General features: G+C 65.2%; 13 protein-coding genes. 9 read left to right on the top strand and 4 right to left on the bottom strand.

The genetic code is table 11. The annotated features are described in order from the left end of the window. The first annotated feature begins 5 nt into the window (after nt 1-5). Together ACIPUD_RS35180 and ccoS are read left to right on the top strand one after the other, a co-directional pair. On the top strand, nt 6-2,198 hold the full coding sequence (locus ACIPUD_RS35180; RefSeq protein WP_446482475.1) for a cation-translocating P-type ATPase: 2,193 nt from the start codon (nt 6-8) through the stop codon (nt 2,196-2,198). After that, nucleotides 2,198-2,365 (top strand): cbb3-type cytochrome oxidase assembly protein CcoS, encoded by a 168-nt coding sequence (gene ccoS, locus ACIPUD_RS35175; RefSeq protein WP_007594007.1) that lies wholly within the window; start codon nt 2,198-2,200, stop codon nt 2,363-2,365. Before ACIPUD_RS35180 ends, ccoS begins: the two co-directional genes overlap by 1 nt. Here the strand turns inward: ccoS and ACIPUD_RS35170 are convergent. Together ACIPUD_RS35170 and ACIPUD_RS35165 are read right to left on the bottom strand one after the other, a co-directional pair. Then, complete coding sequence (locus ACIPUD_RS35170) at nt 2,362-3,564, bottom strand: MFS transporter (protein WP_085352100.1); 1,203 nt, start codon at nt 3,562-3,564, stop codon at nt 2,362-2,364. The two genes, ccoS and ACIPUD_RS35170, sit on opposite strands and share 4 nt — an antisense overlap. A gap of 100 nt (nt 3,565-3,664) precedes the next feature. After that, complete coding sequence (locus tag ACIPUD_RS35165; protein ID WP_018457126.1) at nt 3,665-4,147, bottom strand: cupin domain-containing protein; 483 nt, start codon at nt 4,145-4,147, stop codon at nt 3,665-3,667. Nucleotides 4,148-4,389: 242 nt separating this feature from the next. Between ACIPUD_RS35165 and ACIPUD_RS35160 the strand changes: the two genes are divergently transcribed. Together ACIPUD_RS35160 and ACIPUD_RS35155 are read left to right on the top strand one after the other, a co-directional pair. Beyond that, the gene (locus ACIPUD_RS35160; protein ID WP_018457125.1) at nt 4,390-4,674 is read left to right on the top strand and encodes a hypothetical protein; all 285 of its coding nucleotides are present in this window, start codon (nt 4,390-4,392) and stop codon (nt 4,672-4,674) included. Between the two features lie 80 nt (nt 4,675-4,754). Beyond that, nucleotides 4,755-5,471 carry a peroxiredoxin-like family protein gene (locus ACIPUD_RS35155; RefSeq protein WP_085362251.1) on the top strand — a complete coding sequence of 239 codons (717 nt, stop codon included), beginning with the start codon at nt 4,755-4,757 and terminating at the stop codon, nt 5,469-5,471. Nucleotides 5,472-5,495: 24 nt separating this feature from the next. Here the strand turns inward: ACIPUD_RS35155 and ACIPUD_RS35150 are convergent, their stop codons facing one another. After that, on the bottom strand, nt 5,496-6,383 hold the full coding sequence (locus ACIPUD_RS35150) for a LysR family transcriptional regulator (protein WP_018457123.1): 888 nt from the start codon (nt 6,381-6,383) through the stop codon (nt 5,496-5,498). Between the two features lie 177 nt (nt 6,384-6,560). Here ACIPUD_RS35150 and ACIPUD_RS35145 point away from each other — a divergent pair, with 177 nt between their 5' ends. From ACIPUD_RS35145 to ACIPUD_RS35135, 3 genes are all read left to right on the top strand, one after another. Further along, nucleotides 6,561-7,376 carry a 3-hydroxybutyrate dehydrogenase gene (locus ACIPUD_RS35145; RefSeq protein ID WP_018457122.1) on the top strand — a complete coding sequence of 272 codons (816 nt, stop codon included), beginning with the start codon at nt 6,561-6,563 and terminating at the stop codon, nt 7,374-7,376. A 68-nt stretch (nt 7,377-7,444) separates the two neighbouring features. Further along, the gene (locus ACIPUD_RS35140; RefSeq protein WP_446482474.1) at nt 7,445-8,590 is read left to right on the top strand and encodes a patatin-like phospholipase family protein; all 1,146 of its coding nucleotides are present in this window, start codon (nt 7,445-7,447) and stop codon (nt 8,588-8,590) included. Between the two features lie 36 nt (nt 8,591-8,626). Next, the gene (locus ACIPUD_RS35135; RefSeq protein ID WP_249799825.1) at nt 8,627-9,625 is read left to right on the top strand and encodes an oxygenase MpaB family protein; all 999 of its coding nucleotides are present in this window, start codon (nt 8,627-8,629) and stop codon (nt 9,623-9,625) included. 128 nt (nt 9,626-9,753) lie between these two features. Here the strand turns inward: ACIPUD_RS35135 and glgA are convergent, their stop codons facing one another. After that, nucleotides 9,754-11,169, bottom strand: a complete 1,416-nt coding sequence (gene glgA, locus ACIPUD_RS35130) for a glycogen synthase GlgA (RefSeq protein WP_039799962.1) — start codon at nt 11,167-11,169, stop codon at nt 9,754-9,756. A gap of 195 nt (nt 11,170-11,364) precedes the next feature. Here glgA and ACIPUD_RS35125 point away from each other — a divergent pair, with 195 nt between their 5' ends. Both ACIPUD_RS35125 and ACIPUD_RS35120 read left to right on the top strand, forming a co-directional pair. After that, nucleotides 11,365-12,561, top strand: a complete 1,197-nt coding sequence (locus tag ACIPUD_RS35125) for a CaiB/BaiF CoA transferase family protein (protein WP_317244789.1) — start codon at nt 11,365-11,367, stop codon at nt 12,559-12,561. A 184-nt stretch (nt 12,562-12,745) separates the two neighbouring features. After that, nucleotides 12,746-13,813, top strand: coding sequence for an alcohol dehydrogenase (locus tag ACIPUD_RS35120; protein ID WP_446482473.1), 1,068 nt, complete (start codon nt 12,746-12,748; stop codon nt 13,811-13,813). The last annotated feature ends 46 nt before the right edge of the window (nt 13,814-13,859 follow it).

Below are 13,859 nucleotides of genomic sequence, written 5' to 3'. Positions count from 1 at the left end.
TTGCCATGCACGTCTCGCGGGACTTTTCGCATTACGTCCGGACTGCGGGCGAGGGCGTCCAGCACATCGATCTCGCGGTCGAGGGCGTGCACTGCGCCGGCTGTATGGCCAAGATCGAGCGCGGGCTGTCCGCGATTCCCGACGTCACGCTGGCGCGCGTGAACCTCACCGACCGGCGCGTTGCGCTGGAATGGAAGGCGGGCACGCTCGATCCTATCAGCTTCATCGATCGCCTCGAAGAGCTCGGCTACAAGGCCTATCCTTACGAAACCGAGAGCGCGGAGGCGACCGAGGTCGCCGAATCGCGCTTCCTGCTGCGTTGCCTCGGCGTCGCCGCGTTCGCCACCATGAACGTGATGATGCTATCGATCCCGGTGTGGTCCGGCAACGTCTCGGACATGCTGCCGGAGCAGCGCGATTTCTTCCACTGGCTGTCGGCGCTGATCGCGCTGCCGGCGGCGGCCTATGCCGGCCAGCCGTTCTTCCGCTCGGCCTGGCGCGCGCTGTCGGCCAGGACCACCAACATGGACGTGCCGATCTCGATCGGCGTGACGCTGGCGCTCGGCATGTCCGTGGTCGAGACCATCAACCACGCCGAGCACGCCTATTTCGACGCGGCGATCATGCTGCTCACTTTCCTCCTGGTCGGTCGCTTCCTCGACCAGAACATGCGGCGGCGGACCCGCGCGGTCGCGGGCAATCTCGCCGCGCTTAAGGCGGAGACCGCGGCCAAGTTCGTCGGGCCCGACGAGATATCCCAAGTGCCGGTGGCCGCGATCTATCCCGGCGACATCGTGCTGCTGCGGCCCGGCGAGCGCTGCGCGGTCGACGGCACTGTGATCGAGGGCCGTTCCGAGATCGACCAGAGCCTGATCACCGGCGAGACGCTCTACGTCACGGCCGAGCAGGGCACGCCGGTCTATGCGGGATCAATGAACATCTCGGGGACCTTGCGGGTGCGGGTCTCGGCGGCCTCCGAGGCGACGCTGCTCGCCGAGATCACGCGGCTGCTCGACAATGCGCTGCAGGCGCGCTCGCGCTACATGCGGCTCGCAGACCGCGCTTCGCGACTCTACGCGCCGGTGGTGCATGCCACCGCGCTCGTCACCATCCTCGGCTGGGTCATCGCGGGCGCCGGCTGGCATGATGCCATCGTGACCGGCGTCGCGGTGCTGATCATCACCTGTCCCTGCGCGCTCGGGCTCGCCATTCCGACGGTACAGACCGTGGCCTCTGGCGCGATGTTCGAGGCTGGTGTCCTGCTGAATTCCGGCGATGCCATCGAGCGTCTCGCGGAAGCCGATCACGTCGTCTTCGACAAGACCGGCACGCTGACGCTGCCCGATCTCGAAGTGATGAATGCGGCCGATATTCCCGCTGATATCTTCGAGCTTGCCGGACGGCTTGCGCTGTCGAGCCATCATCCAGTCGCCGCCGCGGTCGCGCAGGCCTCTGACGCCAGATCGCCGATCGTCGGCGCGGTCGAGGAGGCCGGCCAGGGCGTGCGTGCTGTGGTCGATGGCATCGAGGTTCGCCTCGGTCGTCCTTCTTTCTGCGGCGCCGAGACGCTGGTCTCGGACGTGACAAATCTGGATCCCGAAGCCTCGGTCGTCGGTTTCAGCAAGGGCAGCGAAAAATTCATCCTCTCCGTGCGCCAGGGCCTCCGCCCCGATGCGCAAGCTGTGATCGCGGCGCTGAAGGCGCGCAATATCGGCATCGAGATTCTCTCCGGCGACCGTGAACCGGCGGTGATCGCGGCGGCCCATGCGCTGGGCATCTCCGAATGGCGAGCCGGCGTGACCCCGGCCGACAAGATCGCGCGGATCGAGGTCCTGAAGCAGCGGCGCATGAAGGTCCTGATGGTCGGCGACGGCATGAACGATGCGCCCTCGCTGGCGGCGGCCCATGTCTCGATATCGCCGATCTCGGCCGCGCATTTGAGCCAAGCGACCGCCGATCTCGTCTTCCTCGGCCGGCCGCTGGCCCCGGTTGTCGCCGCCATCGATGCTTCGCGCAAGGCGCTGCACCTGATGCGGCAGAATCTCTGGCTGGCGATCGGCTACAATTTCCTCGCGGTGCCGGTCGCGATCAGCGGCGTCGTCACGCCGCTGATCGCGGCTGCCGCCATGAGCGGATCGTCGATCCTGGTGATGCTGAATTCGCTGCGTGCGCGCGGCGCCCCGCGGGAGATCGTGTGATGGAAATCCTGGTCATCCTGGTGCCGCTGGCGCTGATGCTCGGTCTCGCCGGTCTGGCCGCATTCCTTTGGTCGCTTCGAAGCGGCCAGTACGACGATCTCGACGGCGCCGCCTGGCGCGCCATCGCCGACGACGAGCCGCCGCAGGAGGCGCCGGCCAAGCGCTAGCGCTTCAAGGCGAGCGTCAGCAGGGCCGCGACAGCGAGCGCCAGGCCCACCCCGGCCACGCAGGCATGCCAGCCATACGCGTCGAACAGCCGGCCGAGGACGGCGGTGCCGACGAGCCCACCGCAGAAATAGCAGGCGAGATAGGTGCCGCTGGCGATGCCGCGGTTTACAGCCGCAGCCTGTCCGACGAATCCTGTCGCAGCCGCTTGCGCGGAAAAGGTGCCGCTTCCGACCAGAACCATCCCGGCGAGGACCGCGCCCAGGTGCGGGACCAACATCAGCGGCAAGCCGACCCCGGCGATGGCGAGCGAGCCCCAGATCGTCGGACGCGTTCCGAGGCGCGACGCCACTTTGCCAGCCAGCAACGTGGTGACCACCGACGGCAGGAAGACGAAGTAAACGAAGCCGAGGTCCATCATGCCCAGCGACAGCGGTGGTCGAACCAGAACGAAATTGACGAATGTGAAGGTGCCGATGAATGCGAACAGGATGCAGAAGCCGATGCCGTAGGCGGCACGCAGCCGTGCATCCTGCCACTGCGCGATCGTCGCGGCAAACGCCGATGCTGTCGACGTCGTTGCACGCGTCGGCTGTACGCGCGCAATGGTGAAATAGACCAGGGCGGCACCGGCCAGATTGAGGGCCGCGAAGAAGTAGAAATTCCATGCCAGGCCAAGGCTATCGGCGATCGCGGCCGACACCAGCCGGCCGACGAGATTGCTGGCGACGTTTCCTGTGATGTAGGCGGCAAAGGCGCCGCCGGAATCCATTGCGCTGCATTGCTCGCCGAGATGAGCCAATGTCAACGCGAAGGCGGATGCCATGCAGAGGCCCTGCGCGACCCGCAGGCCGGTGAAGACGGCAAGATTGGGCGCAGTCGCCAGCAGGCTCGTCGGAATCGCGAGCAGGGTCAGGCTGAGCAGGATGCCGGTCCGCCTGTCGATGTGCGGGCTGAGAAGGCCGACGACGAGGCCTGCGACAGCCATGCCGAACGTGCTGGCGTTGACGGCCAGGCTCATCGCGGCCGGCGTGACGCCGTAGCGGCGCGTCAGCGAGGGCAGGATCGCCTGCGTCGCGAAGAGATCGACGACCGTCAGGAAGGCAGTGAGGCCGATCACGAGAGAGCGAAGCGCAAGACCTGGTGAATGCGCGTCCATCGTCATCGCGGTTGGTTTGATCGGCGCGGAAAGATCGGTCATGGCAGGCCTCCCTTGTGATGAATGTGGCGCCCGCATGCGGGGCAGCATGGGGATCGCGGGCGCCACATTCCGTCACGCGTGCGCTGGGGTCGCGCACCCGTTACATGTTGTGGTCGTGCGGGTCCTTGCGGACGTCGCCGACATAGAGAATGACCGTTTCCTTGCCGAGGTTCTTCCACCAGTGCGAGGTGCCGGACACCTCCGGGCGGATGTCGCCGGCCTTGTGCACGATCGGATCGACGCAGTTGGAAACGTGTTCGACGATCTCGCCTTGCTGCACGAAGATCAGGGCAGGGCGGTCGTCATGGCTGTGCCAGGGCACGATGCCGCCGGGCTCGATGGTCAGCTTGCGGAAGCGCAGCTCGTGGCCTTCGATATGCGCCGGCTGTTTGCCGAGGTCGATGGCGCCGAGCGTGACGTCGGTGACGCCGACCGGCTTGTAGTCGACCATCTGCTGCGCGTTCGGCTTGATCTTGTCGGCCGGGCATTCGCCGGCGGAGACTGGCTGCGCCGAGAGTGTCAATACGCCGAGGATGGCCAGGCCGGGCCAGACCGCACGCGACAATGTGTGATGCTTGAACATCGGGACGTCTCCTGTGTTGGCCGCAACCGCAATGGTCGCTGGCTCTGTTGGGACTTTCGTCGAGAGGGCGCTCGTTCTGAAATGCTCTTTCGCTCTCGCTGCGATAGACCGGCGCTATCGGGCCCGATAGGCGCTCGCTATCGAACCGATTGGGGATTGGCATTTCCGCTTCCCGAGCGACTGGCGTTCGATGGTGGGGCGCCCGGTTGGCGGGCGTTCACGTCACTCCGGAGGAACATCTCATGACGAAATTGTCCAAGACCTTGATTGCCACGGCTGCGTTCGTGGTCATCGCCACATCGGCCTTCTCGGAAGCCACATGGGACTTCAAGGCCGGCATGGCCTACCTGTATGGCGGACCCGGCAAGATGTCGGCGATGGCCATGGCCCCGGCGGAGAAGAACCACGAGGCCATGATGAAGAACGCCAAGAAAGTCCCCGACAACACCGTCTTCTTCATGGACAACGGATCGCTGTATTCCACCTCGGGGCGGCTGGACCCGACCGGCAATTTCTACGTGAACTGATCGCGTGCGCATGACGGCCGCCCCTTGCGGGCGGCCGGATCGGGCACCTAATATTCGTCCCCTGAACGCTGGAGCGCAAGATGACCTCTCTCTCGCCGGCCGATGCCGAGCGGCTTAAACACGCCTTCCAGCGCTGCCGTGACATGGATGGCACGCTGAACGAGCAACTCCGCGCCTATGCCGACGCCAGCCGCGACGTGTTCCCGGCCTATGGCGAGGCAGTCGACAATCTGGTGACCAGATTGAATGGAAACGGCGGCGGCGAGACCGCGCCGCGTCCGGGCGAGTCGATGCCGCCGTTCATGTTGCCGGACGAGAGCGGGCGTCTCGTCGCGCTGTCCTCACTGCTGGAGAGCGGCCCGGTCGCCGTGATGTTTTTCCGCGGCCATTGGTGTCCCTATTGCCGGCTCAATGTCCGCGCGGTGGTCCAGGCGCTGGACCGCGTCGAGTCCATGGGTGCGCGCATAGTCGCGATCATGCCGGAGACGCAGGAATACACCCAGCAGCTCAAGGCGGAAGCTGGTGCCCCATTTCCGATCCTGACCGACCTCGACAACGGCTATGCGTTGTCGCTCAATCTCGCGATCTGGCTCGGTGCCGAGATCCAGCACCTGTTGTCCTATCAGGACATGGCGAAATTCCACGGCAATGATGGCTGGATGCTGCCGATCCCGGCCGTGTTCGTCGTTGGTCGCGACGGTCTCGTGAAAGCCCGCTTCGTCGATCCGGATTTCCGCAAGCGAATCGAGATCGATGATCTGCTTGAAGCGTTGGAAGGCGCGAGCAGGGAGGCCTGAAAGAGTGAGGAGCGAGCGTGGCTGCTACCCCGCAATCTCCCGCCAATCCGCACCGCGCAACATGCGCATAACGGCATTGGCCACCGCCGTGCGCTGCCGGCCGGCCACCCCGTAGAGGCTGACGGTGCGACGGGCGTCCAGCCCGGCGACCGCAGCGCGCGTCAACGTCTCCGGAACGGGCGAGGTGTGCGGCAGCATGGCGACGCCGATGTCGGCCTCGACCAGCTCGATCAAATCGCGCTCGTTCGAGATTTCGTGACCCTGCTCGATCGCGATGCCGTGCTCGCGCAGGCTCGCCGAGATACGGGCGGAATGCTCGCAAAACGTCCGGCTCAGCAGCTGCTCCGCGCGCAGATCGTCCAGTGCGATGCTGCTGCGGCCGGCCAGGCGATGTCCGTCGCTGACCACGAGCTCGAAGCTCTCGGTGAACAGCGGCCAGACATCGAGCCGCTCCCAGGCCTCGTCGATGTCCGCGGCAATCCCTAGCTCGGCCTCGCCCTTCTTCAGGAACTCGGCCACTTCACGACTCGAGCCGCGCAGGAAGCGGAATTCGAGCCGGTTGAACTGCCGCTTGATCTGGTTGAGATGCGGAATGAGGAGCGACAGGTCGATCGCATGCGTCAGCGCGACGCGGAGCGCGCCGATCTCGCCGCTCCGGAACGAGGAGGCCAGCGATCGGGCGCCGGTGGCCGCTTCGAAACACTGCTTCAGCAGCGGATGCATGCGCTGGCCGAGCTCGGTCAATTGCGCCGCGGGCCGTTCGCGGCGAAACAGATCGCCGCCGAGCTCGGCCTCGAGCTGCTTGATCGCGCGCGTCAGCGAAGGCTGCGTCACGTTGCATTCCTCGGCGGCACGCGTGAAGTTCAAGAGTTGCGCCACCGCGAGGAAATAGCGGACCTGGTGCATTTCCATGGATCGGCTCCCGGCAAGATCAGCCGAAAGCTAGCCGATCGGCGCGGAGAATGACATCCCGACCGCAATAGCGCACAGGCATGGTTTCGGAAGCCAACGGGCATTTCCGTCAAACCCGGCGATGCTTCACAGTCGGCTCAGCACAAGTCGTCATGTCAAAGGAGTTTGCCCGTGAATATGTCCGTCAAGCCGCAGACGTCCGCCTCCCGGGCGCTCGCGGGCAAGGTTGCGCTGGTCACGGGCTCAACCAGTGGCATCGGCCTCGGTATCGCGCGGGCACTTGCCGCGGCCGGCGCCGACATCGTGCTGAACGGCCTTGGTGTGGCGGCCGAGCTCGACCGGACGCGCGAGCAGATCGCGGCGGAGTTCGGCGTCAAGGCAAGGTTTTCGCCGGCCGACATGACCAGACCGAATTCGATCGCCGAAATGATCGCGGCGACGGTTGCGCAGGCCGGCCGCCTGGATATCCTGATCAACAATGCCGGCATCCAGCACGTTGCGCCGCTGGAGCAGTTTCCGGTCGAGAAATGGGACCAGATCCTCGCGATCAATCTGTCGTCGGCCTTCCACACCACGCGGCTCGCGCTGCCCGCAATGCGACAGAACGGGTTCGGGCGGATCATCAACATCGCCTCCGCGCACGGCCTGGTCGCCTCGCCGTTCAAGGCGGCCTACGTCGCCGCCAAGCACGGCATCGTCGGGCTCACCAAGGTGACCGCGCTGGAGACGGCAGAAGAGGGCATTACCTGCAACGCGATCTGTCCCGGCTATGTCTATACGCCACTGGTCGAGGCGCAGATCGATGGGCAGGCCAAGGCGCATGGAATCTCGCGTGACCAGGCGATCCGTGACGTGCTGCTGGCGCAACAGCCGAACAAGCGCTTCTCGACCGTCGAGGAGCTCGGTGCGCTCAGCGTATTTCTGTCCACCAACGCAGCGGCCACGATCACCGGGATTGCGTTGCCCGTGGACGGAGGCTGGACCGCGCATTGAGGCGAGCGCGTAACATAGGATCGCTAGGAGCGAACATGGCAAGGGTACGGGCTCTCAGGGAGCAGAATATGAACGATGTGAAGCGCGATACCAGCGTGTCGAAGGATCTGCCCGGCCAGGTGGTGCTGGTGCTTCAGGGCGGCGGTGCACTCGGATCCTATCAGGCCGGGGTGTACCAGGCGCTGCACGAGGCCGGCATCGAGCCGGACTGGATCATCGGCACCTCGATCGGCGCCATCAATGCGTGGCTCATTGCGGGCAACGCGCCTGACCAGCGGCTGCTGCGCCTGAAGCAGTTCTGGAAACGGATGGAGCAGAATCCGGTCTGGAATCTGCGCACCCCGTTTGCCGGCTTCAATGAAAAGCTCGCCTATTGGTCGACCTTGACCCACGGCATTCCCGGCTTCTTCCGTCCCAATCCATTGGCGCATGCGGGCGATTCCTATCCGCTCGGAGCCGATCACGCCGGCTTCTATTCGACGGCGCCGCTGGAGCGGACGCTGCTCGAGCTTGTCGATTTCGGCCGGATCAACCGCTGCGCGCCACGGTTGACGATCGGCGCCGCTCACGTCCGCAGCAGCCAGATGCGCTATTTCGACAGCCGCGACGGCGAGCTGACGGTGAAGCATGTCATGGCTTCGGGCGCGCTGCCGCCGGCGTTTCCGGCGGTACGCATCGACGGCGAACTCTATTGGGACGGCGGCATTCTGTCGAACACGCCGACCGAGGCCGTCTTCGACGACAATCCACGCAAAAATTCGCTGATCCTCGCCGTGCATTTGTGGAATCCCGCCGGCGCAGAGCCGACCACGATGGCGGAGGTGCTGAACCGGCACAAGGATGTGCAATATTCCAGCCGGATCGCGAGCCAGATCACGCGCCAGCAGCAAACCCATCGCCTGCGCCACGTCATTAGCCAGCTCGCCGCGCGACTGCCTGAAAGCGAGCGCAGCAATCCGGCTGTGAGGGAATTGATCGACTACGGCTGCCCGACCAGGATGCATGTCGTGCGCCTGCTTGCGCCGCAGCTCGACCGCGAGAGCCACACCAAGGATATCGACTTCAGTCCGTCCGGCATCATGCGGCGCTGGGATGCCGGCTATTCGCACACAAAGTCAGTGCTTGAGCGAAGGCCGTGGGTTGGCGAGTTCGATCCGCTCGCGAGCGTGGTGCTGCACGAACATATGGACGAGATGCCGATGGCGGCGGAGTAGGGCCGCAAGCGATCGTCCCCTTCATCGAATTGCCACATGCCTTGCGGATTGTCGGTCCTGGTCCGCAATCGAAAGTCCCTGCAGGTGGTGTCCGGGAGCGAACTTGAATCTGCCCTTGATACCGTCCGCGCCAACGCGGCGGGACCGGTCGCCGGCGTGTTCGGCCCTGACACGGTGACCTGGCAAATCGACCGCGAGGCCGTGATCTTTCTCGGCGCCGGCCGGGCGCTGCTCCTTCAACTCGCGCATCCCTGGGTCGCCGCCGCCATCGCCGAGCATTCGAAAACCCTCGCTGATCCGATCGGACGATTTCACCGCACCTTCGACATCGTCTTTGCCATGGTGTTCGGTTCGCTTGACCGCGCGCTGTTGTCGTCGCGGCAATTGCACCGGCGCCACAGCATGATCGTCGGCGAGATGCCCGAGACCGTCGGTCCGTTCGCGGCAGGCTCGCGCTACTGTGCCAACGACATCCCGTCGCTGCGCTGGGTTCATGCCACGCTGGTCGAGACCGCGCTGATGGCGCATGATCTGGTCTTGCCGCCTCTCTCGGCGGACGAACGCGAACGCTACTGGGCCGAGAGTCGGTTGTTCGGTGCGTTGTTCGGGTTGACGGCGCACGATCTGCCGGCGGACTGGTCCGGCTTTGCGGCCTACACCGCGGCAATGACGCAGTCGGATACGCTGACCGTCAGCCCGGCCGCGCGCGATATCGCCGCGCAGATCTTTGGTGGAGCGCGCCCGTGGTTGCGTCCGCCGCGCTGGTATCGCGCGCTCACCGCGAGCCTGCTGCCGGAAAGCTTGCGTGTGGGATTCGGGTTCGAGCTTGACGAGCGTGACACCAGATCCGCCGAGAAGGCGCTGCGATGGATACGGCGGGTCTATCCAAGGTTGCCAGACCGGCTGCGCTATGTCGGTCCCTACCAGGAAGCGCAAGCGCGGCTGCGCGGAGAGCCGCAGCCCGACTGGATGACGCGGTGCCTCAACCGTGCCTGGATCGGACGGTCGCAGATGGATGTGCGCGGGAGGGGGTGAAGTCCTCCGCCGTTGCCACAAACCACCGTCATTGCGAGGAGCTCTTGCGACGAAGCAATCCAGGCTGCTGCCACGGAAAACAGTCTGGATTGCTTCGCTACGCTCGCAATGACGAGGACACGCAGGCCTCACACCGCCGCCAGCTTCCGGTACAGCGCGTTGTAGCTGCCGGCCGGGATGCTCCAGGAGAACGACCGTCCCATCGCACTGCGACGCATGGTGTCGAGCTGGTCCTGCGCCATGAAGGCGGAGAACGCACGGCGGACGCCGCCGAGGAAGGATTCATGCGAAGGTTTTGAGAACAGGAAGCCGGTTTCGCCGTCGGTAATGGTCTCGGCGAGGCCGCCGGTCTGGTGGCCGATCGGCAGCGAGCCGAAGCGCTGGGCGTACATCTGGCTGAGCCCGCAGGGCTCGAAGCGTGACGGCATCAATGTGAAGTCGCTACCGGCGAAGATGCGGCGCGCCTGGGCCTCGTTGAAGCCGATCACGACCCCGATCGCGTCAGGCCGCCGGCGATGCGCGTCGATTAGCGCCTGCTCGAGCGCCGGCTCGCCGGAGCCGGTGACCACGATCTGCCCGCCGGCATCGACGATCTCGTCGGCCGCCGCCAGCACGAGGTCGATGCCCTTCTGGTGCACCAGCCGGGCGACGATGCCGAACATCGGGCCGCGCGACACCGCAAGCCCGAACTGCTTGCGCACGTAATCCGCATTGGCCTTCTTGCCGACCCAGTCGCCGGCGCCGAACTGCTGGGCAAGCTGGGCGCAGGAACGCGGGTCCCAGCTCTCGTCGATGCCGTTGAGGATGCCGGTGAGTTCGGCCGCGTCGGAGCGGACTCGAAGCAGGCCCTCGAGACCGCAGCCGAATTCATCCGTGGTGATCTCCCGCGCATAGGTGCCGCTGACTGTGGTGAGATGCGAGGCGTAGACCAGCCCGGCCTTGAGGAAGGAGAGCTGGTCGTAGAACTCGACGCCGTCGATGTGGAAGGAGCTCTCCGGCGCGCCGATCCGCCGCAGCGAGTCCTTCGGGAAGAGGCCCTGATAGGCGAGGTTGTGAATGGTCAGGATCGACGGCAGCTTGGAGCCGCGCCAGGCGAGGTAGGCCGGCACGAGCGAAGCCTGCCAGTCATTGGCGTGGATCAGGTCTGCTGCCCAATCCTTGTCCAACGTGCCCATCGCCAGCTCAGCGGCGGCCGAGGCAAAGCGCGCGAAACGGATGTCGTTGTCGGGCCAGTCGCGCCCGGACTCGTCACCATAGGGGTTGCCGGGCCGGTCGTAGAGTTGCGAGCACAACAGCACATAGACCGGCAGGCCGTCCTTGGTCGCGGCGCGGCCGAGCGAGCAGGCCGGCATCTCCGCGAACGCCGGACAGCGGCCAACGACCTGGATATGCGTGAGTTGTTCGATGATGTCGCGATAGCCGGGCAACATGACCCGGATGTCGGCGAAAGGACGAAGGGCTCGGGGGAGTGCAGCGGAAACGGCTCCAAGTCCGCCGACGCGGACAAAGTCGTCCATTTCTGTCGTAACGAACAAGACCCTCAAGAACTGCTGCCCTCTGCCGGAGCCCGATTGCTGCTATGCAAGAACGGGTCCAGTTGCCCTGGAATTCCCAAGCCCGCCCGCGAGACGTGTCTGTTTGGTAAAGACTTTCCTACTCAGCCGCCGCCCTCTAGGGTCGGCGCACCAACAACAGAGAACTTCGATAAGTTCCTAAGTGACTCAAGGACGCAAGCAGGCATGCAGCTATCAGATAAGCATGAGGGGACCACGACAAAGGCCTTCGCCGGCCTCAGGGTCCTGGATTTTTCGACCACCATCGCCGGTCCCCATTGTGCGCGGATGCTCGCCGACATGGGCGCCGAGGTCATCAAGATCGAGACCGACGGCGGTGAGACGATGCGGACCCGGCCGCCGCTGCGCAAGGGCTGCAGCACCGTGTTCGGCCAGCTCAACGTCGGCAAGAAGAGCGTCGTGCTCGACCTCAAGTCCGAGGACGGCAAGGAGGCGGTCCGCCGGCTGGCCGCGACTGCCGACATCCTGGTCGAGAACTTCCGCCCGGGCGTGATGCATCGGCTGCGGCTCGACTATGACAGAATACGCACGGTCAACCCGAAGCTGATCTACTGCTCGATCTCCGGCTACGGCCAGAGCGGCCCGTCGGCCGAGCTGCCGGCCTATGCGCCGGTGATCCATGCAGCCTCGGGCTACGACATGGCGCATCTCGCCTATCAGCCCGGCCGCAGCCGCCCGGATTATTGCGGCATCTACCATGCCGACGTCGTCACCGGCACCTACGGGTTCGGCGCGATCGCGTCGGCGCTCTACCAGCGCACCCTGACTGGGCTCGGCCAGCATATCGACGTTTCCATGCTGGAATCGATGCTGACGCTGACATTGATCGAGTTGCAGAACTCGCAGTTCACCGTGAAGCCGCCGCCGCGCCCGATGTTCGGGCCGACCGAGACGGCGAGCGGTTATGTCATGATCACGGTTGCCAGCGAGAAGACGTTTCAGGGACTGATGGGAGTGATCGGCCGCCCCGAATGGATCTCCGATCCGCGCTTCTCCACCTACGCCGCGCGTCGCGATCATTGGGCCGACTTGATGGACGGTGTAGAGGCCTGGTCGCGGCAGCTCTCGACCGATGTCTGTCTTGTCGCGTTAGGTGCGGCCGGCGTGCCGGCCTCGGCCTACCGCACTGTGTCCGAAGCACTGGCCGATCCGCAGCTCGCGCACCGAGAGGCGCTCTCGTCTGTCGAGGATGAAGGCGGCTCGTTCCAGGTCCTCAATCTGCCGTTCCGGATGACCGGTGCTGATACAACACCGGGCAAGACGATGGCCGTTCTTGGCGAGCACACGGACGGACTGCGCGCGGAGATCGGGCTCACCGACAATGCGCCAATTCCGTCAGGCAAAACAGCCGTGCAAGGCTGAGGGCAAGGCTGACGGCAAGTCTCACGGGAAGTCTGACGGATACTACGCTGTGGCAAGCAATGCGGCGTTGCGCGTGGCCGGCTTGCCATCATCCGTCAGCCTAAATTAGACAGGTCCGAGTTTGTCTCGTCCTGCCGCCCATGCCATGGTGGCGACGATAAGAAAAATATCCGGGAGGACGCCAATGAAAAGTTTCAAGGTCGCCGATTTCAAGGCGCCGCTGCAGGAGTTCGACGAGGCCACGCCGCAACCGTCCGGCACGCAGGTGCTGATCAAGGTGAAGGCGGCCGGCGTCTGCCATAGCGACCTTCACATTTGGGAAGGTGGCTACGATCTCGGCCACGGCCGCAAGCCGCTCTCGCTGAAGGATCGCGGCATCAACCTGCCGCTGACCATGGGGCACGAGACGGTCGGCGAGGTGCTCGCCTTCGGCCCGGACGTGAAGTCGTCGAACCAGGGCGACGTGAAGATCGGCGATGTCGGGCTGGTCTATCCCTGGATCGGTTGCGGCAAATGCGCGACCTGTCTCGCCGGTGACGAGAACATGTGCCTGACGCCGCGCTCGCTCGGCGTCTATTGCGACGGCGGCTATTCCGACCACATGCTGGTGCCGCATCCGCGCTATTTGCTCAACCTCAAAGGCCTCGATCCCGCGTCAGCTGCACCCTACGCCTGCTCGGGCGTCACGACCTACAGCGCGCTGAAGAAGCTCGAGCAGCACTTCGACACGCCGATCGTGATGTTCGGCGCCGGCGGACTTGGCCTGATGGCACTGTCGCTGCTGAAGGCGATGGGCGGCAAGGGCGCGATCATGGTCGACATCGACGCGAAGAAACGCGAAGCGGCGGAGCAAGCCGGCGCGCTCGCGACCGTCGATCCCAAGGCGGCCGACGCCCTGGAGCAGCTTGCCAAGAAAGCCGGTGGTCCCATCCGCGCCGTGCTCGATCTCGTCGGAAACGCCGCCACCACGCAACTCGGCTTCGACTGCCTGACCAAGGGCGGCAAGCTCGTCCTCGTCGGCCTGTTCGGCGGCGGTGCGACCTGGGCGCTGCCGCTGATTCCGATCAAGGCGGTGACGATCCAGGGCAGCTATGTCGGGAATTTGCGCGAGACGCAGGAGCTGCTCGACCTGGTGCGAGCGAAGAACATAGCGCCGATCCCCGTGACGCGGCAGCCGCTCGCCAAGGCCAACGACGCGCTGGTGCAGCTGCAGCAGGGCGCGGTGGTTGGCCGCACGGTGCTGACGCCGTAACCAACGCTCCATCCTCCGTCATTGCGAGGAGCGAAGCGACGAAGCA

The organism is Bradyrhizobium sp. CAR08 (assembly GCF_052871955.1).
The sequence above is the reverse complement of the archived record's forward strand: the minus strand, read 5'-3'. Positions and strand labels throughout refer to the sequence as shown.

Bases quoted from the DNA above. Each gene is read 5' to 3' on its own strand.
- ACIPUD_RS35180 (WP_446482475.1), top strand. From the start codon at position 6: ATGCACGTCTCGCGGGACTTTTCGCATTACGTCCGGACTGCGGGCGAG.
- ccoS (WP_007594007.1), top strand. From the start codon at position 2,198: ATGGAAATCCTGGTCATCCTGGTGCCGCTGGCGCTGATGCTCGGTCTC.
- ACIPUD_RS35170 (WP_085352100.1), bottom strand. From the start codon at position 3,564: ATGACCGATCTTTCCGCGCCGATCAAACCAACCGCGATGACGATGGAC.
- ACIPUD_RS35165 (WP_018457126.1), bottom strand. From the start codon at position 4,147: ATGTTCAAGCATCACACATTGTCGCGTGCGGTCTGGCCCGGCCTGGCC.
- ACIPUD_RS35160 (WP_018457125.1), top strand. From the start codon at position 4,390: ATGACGAAATTGTCCAAGACCTTGATTGCCACGGCTGCGTTCGTGGTC.
- ACIPUD_RS35155 (WP_085362251.1), top strand. From the start codon at position 4,755: ATGACCTCTCTCTCGCCGGCCGATGCCGAGCGGCTTAAACACGCCTTC.
- ACIPUD_RS35150 (WP_018457123.1), bottom strand. From the start codon at position 6,383: ATGGAAATGCACCAGGTCCGCTATTTCCTCGCGGTGGCGCAACTCTTG.
- ACIPUD_RS35145 (WP_018457122.1), top strand. From the start codon at position 6,561: ATGTCCGTCAAGCCGCAGACGTCCGCCTCCCGGGCGCTCGCGGGCAAG.
- ACIPUD_RS35140 (WP_446482474.1), top strand. From the start codon at position 7,445: ATGAACGATGTGAAGCGCGATACCAGCGTGTCGAAGGATCTGCCCGGC.
- ACIPUD_RS35135 (WP_249799825.1), top strand. From the start codon at position 8,627: ATGCCTTGCGGATTGTCGGTCCTGGTCCGCAATCGAAAGTCCCTGCAG.
- ACIPUD_RS35125 (WP_317244789.1), top strand. From the start codon at position 11,365: ATGCAGCTATCAGATAAGCATGAGGGGACCACGACAAAGGCCTTCGCC.
- ACIPUD_RS35120 (WP_446482473.1), top strand. From the start codon at position 12,746: ATGAAAAGTTTCAAGGTCGCCGATTTCAAGGCGCCGCTGCAGGAGTTC.